General features: G+C 65.1%; 12 protein-coding genes. 5 read left to right on the plus strand and 7 right to left on the minus strand.

Annotated features, from left to right (window positions below; translation table 11 throughout):
- Nucleotides 1–22: 22 nt before the first annotated feature.
- Together ubiB and ubiE are read right to left on the minus strand one after the other, a co-directional pair.
- On the minus strand, nucleotides 23–1,597 hold the full coding sequence (ubiB, locus tag AC0L3U_RS12300) for a 2-polyprenylphenol 6-hydroxylase (RefSeq protein ID WP_473345867.1): 1,575 nt from the start codon (nucleotides 1,595–1,597) through the stop codon (nucleotides 23–25).
- The gene (ubiE, locus tag AC0L3U_RS12305; RefSeq protein WP_473361923.1) at nucleotides 1,594–2,355 is read right to left on the minus strand and encodes a bifunctional demethylmenaquinone methyltransferase/2-methoxy-6-polyprenyl-1,4-benzoquinol methylase UbiE; all 762 of its coding nucleotides are present in this window, start codon (nucleotides 2,353–2,355) and stop codon (nucleotides 1,594–1,596) included. Before ubiE ends, ubiB begins: the two co-directional genes overlap by 4 nt.
- Nucleotides 2,356–2,436: 81 nt before the next feature.
- On the opposite strand from ubiE, the gene mutM reads away from it, so the two are divergent.
- Nucleotides 2,437–3,318, plus strand: a complete 882-nt coding sequence (gene mutM / locus AC0L3U_RS12310; protein ID WP_473361924.1) for a bifunctional DNA-formamidopyrimidine glycosylase/DNA-(apurinic or apyrimidinic site) lyase — start codon at nucleotides 2,437–2,439, stop codon at nucleotides 3,316–3,318.
- Nucleotides 3,319–3,635: 317 nt separating this feature from the next.
- Here the strand turns inward: mutM and AC0L3U_RS12315 are convergent, their stop codons facing one another.
- The gene (locus tag AC0L3U_RS12315; protein ID WP_473288298.1) at nucleotides 3,636–4,379 is read right to left on the minus strand and encodes a nucleotide-binding protein; all 744 of its coding nucleotides are present in this window, start codon (nucleotides 4,377–4,379) and stop codon (nucleotides 3,636–3,638) included.
- A 239-nt stretch (nucleotides 4,380–4,618) separates the two neighbouring features.
- On the opposite strand from AC0L3U_RS12315, the gene ggt reads away from it, so the two are divergent.
- A complete protein-coding gene (gene ggt, locus AC0L3U_RS12320; RefSeq protein WP_473361925.1) occupies nucleotides 4,619–6,298 on the plus strand; it encodes a gamma-glutamyltransferase in 1,680 nt (559 codons plus the stop codon).
- 67 nt (nucleotides 6,299–6,365) lie between these two features.
- Here ggt and AC0L3U_RS12325 read toward each other — a convergent pair whose 3' ends face one another.
- Nucleotides 6,366–7,724 (minus strand): serine protease, encoded by a 1,359-nt coding sequence (locus AC0L3U_RS12325; protein ID WP_473361926.1) that lies wholly within the window; start codon nucleotides 7,722–7,724, stop codon nucleotides 6,366–6,368.
- 229 nt (nucleotides 7,725–7,953) lie between these two features.
- Here AC0L3U_RS12325 and AC0L3U_RS12330 point away from each other — a divergent pair, with 229 nt between their 5' ends.
- Nucleotides 7,954–8,757: a HesA/MoeB/ThiF family protein gene (locus tag AC0L3U_RS12330; RefSeq protein ID WP_473361927.1), complete on the plus strand. Its 804-nt coding sequence runs from the start codon at nucleotides 7,954–7,956 to the stop codon at nucleotides 8,755–8,757.
- Nucleotides 8,758–8,766: 9 nt separating this feature from the next.
- Here the strand turns inward: AC0L3U_RS12330 and AC0L3U_RS12335 are convergent, their stop codons facing one another.
- Nucleotides 8,767–9,774 carry an aldo/keto reductase gene (locus AC0L3U_RS12335; RefSeq protein ID WP_473361928.1) on the minus strand — a complete coding sequence of 336 codons (1,008 nt, stop codon included), beginning with the start codon at nucleotides 9,772–9,774 and terminating at the stop codon, nucleotides 8,767–8,769.
- 115 nt (nucleotides 9,775–9,889) lie between these two features.
- Between AC0L3U_RS12335 and AC0L3U_RS12340 the strand changes: the two genes are divergently transcribed.
- A complete protein-coding gene (locus AC0L3U_RS12340) occupies nucleotides 9,890–10,801 on the plus strand; it encodes a LysR family transcriptional regulator (RefSeq protein ID WP_473361929.1) in 912 nt (303 codons plus the stop codon).
- A 3-nt stretch (nucleotides 10,802–10,804) separates the two neighbouring features.
- Here AC0L3U_RS12340 and AC0L3U_RS12345 read toward each other — a convergent pair whose 3' ends face one another.
- Entirely contained in the window at nucleotides 10,805–11,806 is a 1,002-nt protein-coding gene (locus AC0L3U_RS12345; RefSeq protein ID WP_007598360.1) for a 2-hydroxyacid dehydrogenase, read from the minus strand.
- A gap of 326 nt (nucleotides 11,807–12,132) precedes the next feature.
- On the opposite strand from AC0L3U_RS12345, the gene AC0L3U_RS12350 reads away from it, so the two are divergent.
- Nucleotides 12,133–12,663 carry an SH3 domain-containing protein gene (locus AC0L3U_RS12350; protein WP_456767017.1) on the plus strand — a complete coding sequence of 177 codons (531 nt, stop codon included), beginning with the start codon at nucleotides 12,133–12,135 and terminating at the stop codon, nucleotides 12,661–12,663.
- Between the two features lie 162 nt (nucleotides 12,664–12,825).
- Here the strand turns inward: AC0L3U_RS12350 and irrA are convergent, their stop codons facing one another.
- Nucleotides 12,826–13,317: an iron response transcriptional regulator IrrA gene (gene irrA, locus AC0L3U_RS12355; protein WP_018455787.1), complete on the minus strand. Its 492-nt coding sequence runs from the start codon at nucleotides 13,315–13,317 to the stop codon at nucleotides 12,826–12,828.
- Nucleotides 13,318–13,350: the final 33 nt, after the last annotated feature.

Raw genomic sequence — 13,350 nt, forward strand, 5'->3', positions numbered from 1 at the left:
CATTCGTATGATTGCACTGCAATCACAGATTTCGGACGGCGATCAGGATGCCGATGAAGGTCGCGGCGATGATCCAGAGCGCCACGGTGCGCCAGCGGTTCTTGCGGCCCTCGCTGCGGCCCATCGCCGCGATGCTCTCCGGCGACAGCCGGATGCCCTCCCGGGTCATGGTCTCCAGCTGTTCGAGCACCGCAACCGAGCGCGCGGCGATATCAGGCAGACGCATCAGGATGCGCGCGAGATCGCCGGTGCCGGAGATCGCGCCCTGGACCCGGCCGATCGGACCGAGATTGCGCTCGATCCATTCCCGCACCACGGGGTCGGCGACCTTCCAGATGTCGAGCCTGGGATCGAAGCCGCGCGCCACGCCCTCGACCACCACCATGGTCTTCTGGAGTAGGATCAGCTCGGGCCGTGTGGTCATGTCGAACAGGCCGGTGACCTCGAGCAGCAGCGTCAGCAGCCGTGCCATCGAGATCTCTTCCGCCGTGCGGTTGTGAATGGGCTCGCCGATGGCACGGATCGCTTGCGCGAAGTTCTCGACCGAGTGATGCGCGGGCACATAGCCCGCCTCGAAATGCACTTCGGCGACACGGCGATAGTCGCGGGTGATGAAGCCGAGCAGGATCTCGGCGAGGAAGCGCCGCTCCTTCATGCCGAGCCGGCCCATGATGCCGAAATCAACCGCGACGAGGCGACCCGCGTCATCCAGGAACAGATTGCCTGGGTGCATGTCGGCGTGGAAGAAGCCGTCGCGCAACGCGTGGCGCAGGAAGCTCTGAATCACCTTGCGGCCGAGATCGGGCAGGTCGACCTGCGACTCGGCCAGGCGCTTGTGATCGTTCAGCGCGATGCCGTCGATCCACTCCATCGTCAGCACATTGTGCGTGGTACGGTCCCAGTCGACGGTCGGCACGCGGAAATCAGGATCGTCGCGCGTGTTCTCCGCCATCTCCGACAACGCCGCGGCCTCGAGGCGCAGGTCCATCTCCATCGCGACCGAGCGCGACATCGTGTTGATGACCTCGATGAGGCGCAGGCGCCGCGCCTCGGACGAATAGGATTCGGCCTTGTATGCGACGAAGAAGAAGTCGGAGAGGTCGCGGCGGAAGCGAGCGGCCACGTTGGGGCGCAGCACTTTCACGGCGACCGCCTTGTGGATGCCGTCGCGCAGGACCTCTCCGCGATGCACCTGTGCGATCGAGGCGGCTGCGACCGGCGCACTGAGGCTCACGAACACGTCGGTCAGCGGCCGTTCCAGCGACGTCGCGATCACGGCTTCCGCTTCGACTTGCGAAAACGGCGGCAGGCGATCCTGCAGGCTTTCCAGATCACGCGCCATGGCAACGCCGACCACATCGGGGCGAGTCGCCAGAAATTGTCCGAGCTTGAGATAGGCAGGGCCCATCCGGGTCAGCGCGCGCGACAGCCGCGGGCCCTGCTTCGGGCCGCGCCGCTCGATGATGCGCGCAAGTTTCAGAGCGAGCTGTCCGTGTGGCGGCACCAGACTCGGATCGACGGCGCCGAACACGCCCTCGCGCGCAAAGACGAACGCGGCGCGCATCAGGCGCGCACTATGGGTTATGGCAGAGATCACAAACGCCAGCCCGAATGCAGTGCGACGATGCCGCCGGACAATATCTGCCAGTTCACGCGGGCGAAGCCGGCGTTGCGGATCATGTCGGCGAAGGCGTTGGGTCTTGGAAACTTGCGGATCGACTCGACCAGATATTGGTAGGACTCGGCGTCACCCGTGATCATGCGCCCGAGCGGCGGGATCACCTTGAACGAGAACATGTCATAAAGGCGATCGAGCCCGGGCATCTCGACGGTGGAAAATTCCAGACAGAGGAAGCGGCTGCCTGGCTTGAGCACGCGATAGGCCTCGGCCAGCGCAAGGTCGATCCGCGGCACGTTGCGAATGCCGAAAGCGATCGTATATGCGTCGAAGCTGCGGTCGGCGAAAGCGAGCGCTTCGGCATTGCCCTCGACGAAATCGACCTGGGTCTCGAGATGCCGCTTTGCGGCGCGCTCGCGGCCGACCTCCAGCATCCCGGAATTGATGTCGCAGACGGTGGCATGGAAGCCCGCGCCTGCGGCCTTGGCGGCGCGGAACGAGATGTCGCCGGTGCCGCCGGCAACGTCGAGCAGCGCGAACGGCCGGTCGCCTCTGGGCGGGTCGAGCGCGGTGATCATGATGTCCTTCCAGACCCGGTGCAGGCCACCGGACATCAAATCGTTCATCAAATCATAGCGCGACGCCACGCTGTGAAACACATCGTTCACCAGCGTCTGCTTGTCGCCCAGGGGAACGTCCCTGAAGCCAAAATGCGTGGTTTCGCCCGGCCGATCCATTACTCTACTCCACGAGGCGGACCATAGCGCGCCCGCCGCAATGGCGCTATCACACCGCCCTCATAAGGTGAATGCCTGACCATGCCCGAATTGCCCGAAGTCGAGACCGTCCGCCGCGGCCTTCAGCCTGTCATGGAGGGTGCAAAAATCCTGGTCGCGGAGGCCCGCAGGCCCGATTTGCGCTTTCCCTTCCAGCCCGACTTCGCGGCCCGACTGAAGGGGCAGGTCGTCACGGGGCTCGGCCGCCGTGCAAAATATCTCATGGCCGATCTCGCCTCCGGCGACGTGCTGTTGATGCATCTGGGCATGTCGGGCTCGTTCCGCGTCATCAAGCCGGACAACGAGGTAGCGCCCGGCGAGTTTCACTATCCGAAGGCCAAGGACTCCACGCACGATCACGTGCTGTTTCGGATGTCCTCCGGCGCCGACATCATCTTCAACGATCCGCGCCGCTTCGGTTACATGAAAGTGATCGCGCGCAGTGCCCTCGACGAGGAGCCGCTGTTGCGCGGGCTCGGCCCCGAGCCGCTCGGCAACGAATTCGACGCAGCGATGCTGGCGCGGTCCTGCGCTGGCAAGACCACGAGCCTGAAAGCCGCGCTGCTCGATCAGCGCGTGGTCGCGGGGCTCGGCAATATCTATGTCTGCGAAGCCCTGCATCGCTCGCATCTGTCGCCGCGCCGGATCGCCGCGACGCTGTCGACCAAGAAGGGCGAGACGACGGACCACGCAAAGCGACTGGTCGGCGCGATCCACACCGTGCTGAACGACGCCATCAAGGCCGGCGGCTCCAGCTTGCGCGATCATCGCCAGACCTCGGGTGAGCTCGGCTATTTCCAGCACTCGTTCAACGTCTATGACCGCGAGGGCGAGAAATGCACGACGCCGCGCTGCGGCGGCACCGTGAAGCGCTTTACGCAGAACGGCCGGTCGACCTTCTGGTGTCCGAAATGTCAGAAGTGAAAATCAGGCTCGTAACCGAGAGGCCGTAAGCTTCTGCGAGGGTGACGAGCCCACCACGACCGTCATTGCGAGTGCCGTAGCCCGGATGGAGCGCAGCGCAATCCGGGATCTTCGTGCAACGGATGGAGGCGTCCCGGATTGCGCTTCGCTCCATCCAGGCTACGAAAGCGAATTCGCTGCGCTCGCAACGACGATGGACGGAGTTCTCCCAAAACGCGAAGCGAAGCAATCCGGCCGGGCTGGTGGCCGGATTGCTTCGTCGCTAAGGCCCCTTCCGGATGGTGAAGGGCCGGCTGACGTCTGAGCGATTGCCCCGCTCAGGACGCCAGTATCGTGGTCTCGTCGGCCGCAAGCTCGGCGGCGACGTGCAACATTCCGTCCGCGGCCGCGATGACCTGGTCGATCAAGACGTTGGTGGTGGCGGCGAGCTCGAGCCGGGTCTCGATCCAATGCCAGAGGCCGCGGATCTCCTCGGTCGACTTGCCGTTCGGGGCGAATTCGCTGACCGCAAGGCCGCTCGCAAGCGAGTCCTGGTGGTCGTTGCGCATCACGATCAGGGGCCGTGCGAGCACCTCGGCGAGATCGAGGGCGGCTTCCTCGGCAAGGGTGTTGGCGGCATTGTCGATGCGCTGGCCGCGGATCGGGGTTTGGTTCAGCACGAAGCTGTAAGGCCGCTTCCAGGCACGCGCGACGCTGAGCGTCGAAACGGTGGCTTCGATGTCGGCGACGCTCGGGCGGGCCGGGATCAGGCAGAGGTCGGAATGGCGGATCGCGGCGGTGGTCGCGGCGCTGAGGCCGGCGGCGGTGTCGACGATCGCGAGCTGGAGGCCGCTGTCGGCCAGCATCTTCAGGCGCGGCTCGATGTCGGCGGCGTGATAGATCGGCTCGACGACGAGATCATCGGTGGTGCGGCGGCGCTGCCAGTTGGACAATGTGCCCTGCGGGTCGGTCTCGATCAGGCGAACGGTGAAGCCGGCCTGCTTGGCTGCCAGCGCGAGGCCGATGGCGAGCGTGCTCTTGCCGCTGCCACCCTTTTGGGTGGCCAGTACGATCGTGTGCATTGAAGATCAATCCTTTGGAGTGCTTGGGTCTCGGGAAACGCCACGCGAACGTGCATCGATCTCGATGCTGAGCTCTTCTCGCTCAGGACGTGCCGGCCCAATCCAAAGGGGATCGCGGAGGTCCGAATCAGCAGTCACGATGATGTCGGAATCCGGAATGCCAGCGAATCCGTACCATTACTGGACCCGTACTCGTACGTGTGCTGTGCTTGCTGCCGTGAATAAGAAGGACAAGAGGCATGGGCGGAAACTGGCGCGACCGGACGGCGACGAATTTTGAATGCCAGAAGATGCCCGCGGTATCGAGCCGCGGCATGGTGGTCAGCAACCATCCACTGGCCTCAAGCGCCGGCGCGGAGATGCTGGCCGCCGGCGGCAACGCCATCGACGCCGCGATAGCGACCCTGTTCACGCTGACCGTGGTCGAGCCGATGATGGTGGGCATCATCGGCGGTGGCATGGCGCACATCCGGCTCGCCGACGGCAGCCACCGTTTCATCGACGGGCAGAGCACAGTGCCCGGGGCGGTGCTTGGCACCAGCTACACCCCCACGCCGGGTTCCGCGCATGACGTCTTCGACACCGTCGGCAATGAAAATCTCAACGGACCAAAGGCGGTCGCCACACCGGGTTCGCTGAAAGCCTGGTGCGAGACGCTGCGCCGCTTCGGCACCATGAGCCTTGCCGACGTCATGCAGCCCGCGATCAAGCACGCCGCGCGCGGCTATGCGGCGACACCCTATCTGCACGAATGCATCAGCGAAAGCGCCGCCGAGATGCGCAAGGACAAGCCGATCGCGGCGATCTATCTGCCAGACGGGGAGCCGCTCAAGGTCGGCGAGCGTGTGGTACAGGCCGAATATGCCGAGACGTTGCGGCATATCGCCGACCACGGCGAAAAGGCGCTCTATGAGGGGCCGCTTGGCGACATCCTCGTCCACTACATGGAAAAGGCCGGCGGCTTCATCCGACGCAACGACCTCACCAGCTACAAGACCGTCGAACGGCAGCCAATCCGCGCCGATTACCGAGGCTGGACCATCTTTGGCCCGCCGCCGCCCGCGGCCTCGGGCGTGCATATCGCGCAGATGCTGAACATCCTGGAGGGCTACGACATCGAAGGCCTAGGCTTCGGTACGCCCGAGACCATCCACTATCTTGCCGAGGTCCTGAAGATCGCATTCGCCGATCGCGCCGCAGCCAGCGGCGATCCTGATTATGCCAGCGTCCCCGTGGAGCGGCTGACCTCGAAGGCCTATGCCGAGGAGCGCCGCGCTGCCATCGATCCGGCGCGGGCGCAGAGCTGGGGCGCCGGCGTGTCGCAGCTTGAAGGCGCGCACACCACGCACGTGACGGCGGCCGATGCGTTCGGCAACGTGGTTGCGACCACGCAGACCATCAACAATCTGTTCGGCGCCAAGATCATGATCCCGGGCCTCGGCGCCATCGCCAACAATTACATGAACCTGTTCGATCCGCGTCCAGGCCACGCCCTGTCGCTGGCGCCGGGCAAGCGGGTGACGACCTCGATGTCGCCGATGATGGCACTCCGTGATGGAAAGCTGCGCTATGCGCTGGGCTTGCCCGGCGGAAAACGAATCTTCCCGAGCGCGATGCAGGCGCTGCTCAATCTGATCGACCACGGTATGAGCTTGCAGGAAGCAGTCGAGGCGCCGCGGGTCTGGACCGAGGGCAACGCACTTGAGCTCGAGCAGACGGTGCCGGAGAGCGTGCGCGCGAAGCTCGAGAGCCTCGGCCACAAGGTGCAGCCTGTCGCGACAGTCGCCGGCGGCATGAACGGTATCGCCTTCCACGACGACGGCACCATGATCGGCGCCGCTTGCTGGCGTGCGGACGGCACGCCGGTCGGAATTTCCGGCGGGCTCGCGAAGGCCGGTATCAGGTTCAGGCTGAGCTAATGGCGCGCTGATCGCGGGCTCGATCACCTCTTCGGCTTGCGGGAGAGGTTGCGTACCTTCGGCGAGCTTACTTCCGCACGCAGATCACGCGCACGACGGCGGCTTTCGCATCCGTCGAGGTGCCGTTCGCGGTGACACCGTTTGTCTTCAGGAAATCGCGCACCGTCTCCGCGGAGACCATCACCGCCTGCGACGCCGGTACCGACGTCGCGGCGCCCGCAACCATCGCCGGCTTCAACAGTGCGATGCCGGCGAATTTGCCGTCGCCGTCGATGGCGGGGCTGCCGGAAAATCCGACCGCGGGCGGCGGTGACAGCGGGGAATCGCCGCCACCGACGGATGCCAGCGCAGCCTTGAGGCTCGACGCGATGGCCGCTCCGCCCTGGCTCTGCGGATCAGCGATACCGACGACATCGACACTCGTCTTCGCCGCGCCGCTGCCGAGGCTGAACGGCTTCAGGCCGCGGGCGCCGTAGATATGCAGCAGCGCGAGATCGTGTTCCCGGTCCTCGGCGAGACGGTCGGCACTGCCATAGCCGGCGATCGTGATCGCGAGACAGGAATCGGCGACGAGGCGGTCGGTGACGATCGCGCCATCGTCGCTGACGAGGAGGCCGGTGCCATATTCGACGGTCTTGCGCGGCGGCGGCCCGGCCTGTGGCCCCGACGGGAATGCATTGAACGCGCTCGACATCGCGATCACGACCGGCTCGACCGTGTTCTCGGTCGCCTGATCGTAGAGGATCGTCATGATGCGGACCTCGTCGCCCCTGGAGGTGCCGCGCACGTAAAATTTCTTCAGGCCCTGCAGACCCGACAGCACGAAGAAGTCCGGCTTCACCACGGTGTAGTCGACCTTGCGGCCCGGCTCTTTCTTCTCCGCTTCGGCAAGCCTGGCTGTGGTCGGGTTCGCCTCCTTGCGGCGGCTGAGCAACACCTGCACCGTACCGGTGGGCGAGGTCCATTTCGAGCCATTGGCGTCGGTCGCCTGCTGCGGCACCAGTTTCGAGGGAATGCCAAGCCGCGCGCCGCTGGTCATCTCCGTCACAATCTTCCAGCCGACGCTGTCCTGTTTGCGGCGCGCGGTCTCGGCGAGCGCGGCGCGTTCCTGCGGATTGAGCACGCCGGTCGGCTTGCCGCCCTTGGCCTTCTGATACTCCTTGATTGCCTCGACGAGCCGCGCGCTGACGTCGCCGGTGATGGCGCCGTTATATTGGCCGACCCAGGCGAGGTCGGACTGCAGCGACAACCGCTCCGCCTGCGCCATGGCATCGGCCGTCGCAGCCGGCGTCTGCAATGCAGGAGGCCGGATCGGAACGGTCTGGACCGGCTTCGGCTTGGTGCCGGGGATCTGCGGTGTCGTCATCTGGGCGTGTGCGCCTGTCGCAGCCGCAAACATCAGTGTTGCCGCAAGCATCGATCTCATGACAAATCCAGCCAGCCCATTGAACGCAATGCCATTGAAGCACATCTCGTTGGTCGCGAACAATGTTGCGGTGGTTCAGGCGGGCAGGAGAGGTCTAGCTCCTCATCCTGAGGAGCGGCGTAAGCGGCGTCTCGAAGGATGAAGGCCGTGCAGCTGCAGCGGGGCCTTCATGGTTCGAGACGGCGCTTCGCGCCTCCTCACCATGAGGGGAGGATCTGGAAGGATAACGATGCTGAGCCCGAACGAACTCGAACGTTATGCCCGTCATATCGTGCTGCGCGATGTCGGTGGCCCCGGCCAGGCTGCGCTGAAGCGGGCCTCCGTGCTGGTGATCGGCGCCGGCGGGCTCGGTGCGCCGGCCTTGATGTACCTTGCGGCCGCCGGCATCGGTACGCTCGGCGTGGTCGATGACGATGTGGTGTCGCTGTCGAACCTCCAGCGTCAGGTCATTCACACCACGCCCGATATCGGCCGGCACAAGGTCGAGAGCGCGGCCGAACGGATTTCGGCGCTCAATCCGCATGTCCGCTTCGTCGGCCACGCCACCTGGCTCAATGCCGACAATGCGCTGGCGCTGATCGGCGACTATGACCTCGTGCTCGACGGCTCCGACAATTTCTCGACCCGCTATCTGGCCTCGGACGCCTGCTTCTTCGCCAAGAGGCCGCTGATCACGGCGGCGCTCGGCACATTCGACGGCTCGCTGACCACCATCCGCGCCCATGAGAAGAACGAGCAGGGCGAATTCAATCCGACCTATCGCTGCCTGTTCCCGGAGGCGCCGCCGCCCGGGACCGTGCCGGCGTGCGCGGAAGCCGGCGTCATGGGTGCGCTCGCGGGCGTGATGGGCTCGATGATGGCGCTGGAGGCGATCCGCGAGATCGTCGGCTTTGGCGACGGCCTGGTCGGCCGTCTCCTGATGATCGATGCGCGCGCGATGCGCTTCGAGACGCTGCGCTACGCGCGCGATCCGGCCAATCCGCTCAATGGCGATGGGCCGGTCGTGACCGATTTGAGCGCCCATCGCACCTGATTGCAGACGTCATGCTGAGGCCGGCTTCTCACTGTCGAGATGCGCCATCTGCTCGGCGGCGTAACGCGTACCGGCGGCGACATCGGGCGGGAAGGCCTTTGCCAGCACCGCGAGATGAGCTGGCGTCAGCGTGACCTTGGCCGCGCCAAGTGCCTCGCTGAGGCGGTTGCGGGTGCGGGCGCCGACCAGCGGCACGATCTCCTTCCCTTGCGCCGCCACCCAGGCGATCGCGACTTGTGCCGGCGTTGCGCCAATCTCGGCGGCGATGGCGCGCAGCTGCTCCACCAGCGCCAGATTGACGTCGAGATTCGATCCCTGGAAGCGCGGCGTCATCAGCCGGTAGTCCTTGCCTGTCTTGCCGGAGTCCTTCGACCAATGGCCGCTGATAAGGCCGCGTGCCAACACGCCGTAAGCCGTGATGCCGATGCCGAGCTCGCGGCAGGTCTTCAGGATGTCGCGTTCGATGCCACGCTCGATCAGCGAATATTCGATCTGGAGATCGGCGATCGGGTGCACGGCATGCGCGCGGCGGATGGTGTCGGAGCCGACCTCGGACAGGCCGATATGTTTGATGTAGCCGGCCTTCACGAGATCGGCGATGCCGCCGATGGTTTCCTCGGTCGGAATGTTGGGATCGAGCCGCGCCGGACGGTAGATGTCGATGTAGTCGGTGCCGAGCCGCTGCAGTGAATAGGCCAGGAAGTTCCTCGTTGCGGCCGGCCTCGTGTCCATGCCGGTGAATTCGCCGGCAGGACCGCGCAGCGCACCGAATTTGACGCTGATCTGCACCTTGTCGCGCGGCACGTCCTTGAGCGCTTCGCGCACCAGCATTTCATTGTGGCCCATGGCGTAGAAATCGCCGGTGTCGACCAGGGTGATGCCGGCATCCAGCGCGGCGTGGATCGTGGCGATGCTCTCGCCGCGATCGGCGGGGCCGTAGACCTCGGACATGCCCATGCAGCCGAGACCGAGAGCGGAGACGGTGGGACCGGTTGAACCGAGTTTGCGCTGTTCCATGATGGCTCTCCTCGAAAAGGCGCTGACTGCGCCGCGTGACGAGGCCTGATATGCGCCTGATCGATTGCGCCGATAAGCTGGACAATCGAGAATGGCTTGTTCACACTGGCGAACAATGACCGAGCCCGACCTGCGTGATCTCGACGTCTTCGTGGCGGTCGCCCGCACCCGCAATTTCCGGCGCGCGGCGGTCGAAATTCGCGTGTCGGTATCGAGCCTTAGCCAACGATTGCGGGACCTCGAAGAGCGCCTCGGCGTCCGCCTGATGAACCGCACCACCCGCAGCGTCGCCCTGACCGAGGCGGGCGATCTGCTGCTGTCGCGCTTGGCGCCGGCGCTGCGCGATGTCGGCGACGCCCTCGATCAAGTCCGGGGCCTGCGCGAAGTGGCCTCGGGCCGGCTGCGCATCAACGCGCCGCCGCCCGCGGTCGATCTCGTGCTGGCGCCGATGATCGGGCCGTTTCTTCAGGCCTATCCGCAGGTCGACCTCGACATCGTCTCCGAGAGCGGGTTCGTCGACATCGTCAGCGCGGGCTTCGATGCCGGCGTGCGCTATGGCGAGCATCTCGCGCAGGACATGGTCGCGATCTCGCTCAGCGGACCGCAGAGCTATGTCGTGGTCGCTTCGCCCGATTACCTCGCGCGCCGCGGCAAGCCTGAGCATCCGAAGGACCTGCTCGACCATGATTGCATCCGCGCCCGCTACTCCAGCGGCGTCATGCATGATCTGGAGTTCGAGAAGGCCGGTCAGCTGGTGAAAGTCGATCCGCCGGCAAAGCTGATCTCGACCAACATGGGCCTTTCCATGCGCGCTGCGCTCGACGGCGCCGGCATCTGGGCGACGCTTGATGGATATGTCGGCGAAGCCCTGAAGTCGGGCGCGCTGGTCAGGCTGCTCGAAGACTGGTGCGAGCCGTTTCCGGGCCCGTTCCTGTATTATCCAAGCCGGCGCCAGACGCCCCCGGCACTGCGGGCCTTCATCGATTTCGTCGCCGACTGGCGCAAGCGCGAAACACGCAACAAATAGACGTCACAGCATGCTCGGCAGCACGCGATCCGGCGGCTTGTGGGCGTCGAGGAAGGTGCGGATGTTGATGATCACCTTCTCGCCCATCTCGACGCGGCCCTCGATCGTGGCCGAGCCCATATGCGGCAGCAACGTCACCTTGCCGGCCTTGGCGAGCCGCACCAGCTTCGGGTTCACCGCGGGCTCGTGCTCATAGACATCGAGGCCGGCGCCGCCGATCTCGCCGCCTTCGATCAGCTTGATCAGCGTGTCCTCGTCGGTGACCCCGCCGCGTGCGGTGTTGACGATGTAGGCGTCCTTGCGAATGAGCTTCAGCCGGCGCGCCGACAGCAGATGGTAGGTCGCCGGCGTGTGCGGACAGTTCACCGAGATGATGTCCATCCGCGCCAGCATCTGGTCGAGGCTTTCCCAATAGGTCGCGCCCAGCTCTTCGGCGATCTTGGGCGCCACCGGCCTCCGGTTGTGATAGTGGATCTGCAAGCCGAAAGCGCGGGCGCGGCGTGCGACCGCCTGGCCGATGCGGCCCATGCCGATGATGCCGAGGCGCTTTCCGCCGATGCGATGACCGAGCATCCAGGTCGGCGACCAGCCCGGCCATGGTTTTCCTTCCGTCAGGATCGAGGCGCCTTCGATCATCCGCCTGGGCACGGCGAGGATCAGCGCCATGGTCATGTCGGCGGTGTCTTCGGTCAGAACTTTCGGTGTGTTGGTGACGGTGATGCCGCGGGCATGCGCGGCCTCGACATCGATGTTGTCGACGCCGTTGCCGAAATTGGCGATCAGTTTCAGCCTGCAGTCGGGCTGGTTGACGATGTCGGCGGAGATGTGATCGGTCACGGTGGGGACCAGCACGTCGGCGGTGCGGGCGGCTTCCGCGATCTGCTCGGGCGACATCGGCGCGTCGTCGAGATTGATCCGCGCGTCGAACAGCTCGCGCATCCGGGTCTCGATCGAGTCCGGAAGCTTGCGCGTCACGACGACGAGGGGCTTTTTCTTCACCGACATGTCCTGCCCTCATGAGGCGTTGCGAGCCGCCTCTGTCGCCAAAGGCCGGCCGTTGAGGCCTCATTAACCCGGTTGTTCGACACTGCCTTTGCCGTGTCGTCCCCGGCGTTTCCTTCAAGCTCTCCCGACATTTCCGGCCGGAAAATCGGGACAAACCGGTTGTTCAGACGTCCGTCCTCTCTAGCAGAAGGCCGGGCCAAGACAAGAACCACGGGCAAAGGGCTCGGGAACACCCGCGTGGGGCGGGTCAGGGGCGACGGCGGCCTGGTTTTGGAATTTTGGGGTGAGGGCCCGGCTCGGCCGGACCTTCGACAGGAGACGGGTTGATGGCGTTGGGGCGTTTTTGTTCGGTGATGGCGCTCGTTTGCACCTGGTTGAGCGCTTCGGTCAGTCCCGGGCATTCGGCAAAGGACAGCACACCCCAGACGGCCTCGGGCCTCCCGGTGCCGCGCTACGTCAGCCTGAAATCGGATCACGTCAACGTCCGCGCCGGCCCGACCAAGGACAATGACGTCGCCTGGGTCTACACCCGCTCCGGCCTGCCGGTCGAAATCACCGCCGAGTTCGAGAACTGGCGCCGGGTGCGCGATTCCGAGGGCGCCGAGGGCTGGGTCTATCACTCGCTGCTGTCGGGCCGCCGCACCGCGGTCGTCACGATGAAGCACAAGGACGAGCTCGCGCCGATCTACGATCGCGCCGATCCCGACAGCGCGGTGGCCGCAAAGCTCCAGGCCGGCGTCGTCACCCAGGTGAAGAAGTGCAGCGCAAACTGGTGCCACGTTCTCGGCAACGGCTTTGACGGCTGGATTCAGCAGGAGCGCCTCTGGGGCGTCTACTCGGACGAGCAGGTGAACTGATCTCGTTGTCGTCCCGGCGAAGGCCGGGACCCATAACCACAGGCAGTAGTTTGAGGAAGAGTGGTAGTTACCCGGTCGTCCCGCGATACAGATTGCTGTGATTATCGATAAATCACGCGGTATGGGTCCCGGCCTTCGCCGGGACGACGCGAAATTCGAAGCTCAGCGCTTCTTGCGCAGCCGTACGACCATGTCGATGCGGGCGATCTCGTAACCCGCGGGCACCTCCGGCATCTTGGACAGCGCCAGATGCGGATCCTCGATATCGACCAGCTCATGGCTGTTCTCGAGGTAGTAGTGATGGTGGGTGGTGACGTTGGTGTCGAAATAGGTCTTGGTGCCGTCGACGCTGACCTGACGCAGTAGACCGGCGTCGGTGAGCTGGTTCAGGGTGTTGTAGACGGTCGCCAGCGAGACCGGCACCTTGGCCAGCGTCGCTTCTTCGTAGAGCATTTCAGCCGTGAGGTGACGTGCACCCTTGCCGAACAGGAGCCAGCCGAGCGCCATGCGCTGGCGGGTCGGGCGAAGCCCTGCGGACTGGAGCATTTCGTTGACGTCATGCCACGGGCAACCGGTCAAAGCCGGCTGGCGGCCGGACATAAGAGCCGCCGCATGGGCCTCTTCGTCGCGATGGGGCGCGTTATTTTCGTTCATTTCCAGCTTCGGGCACGCGTGAACACTGTGATC

Source organism: Bradyrhizobium sp. Kon69, assembly GCF_055807515.1.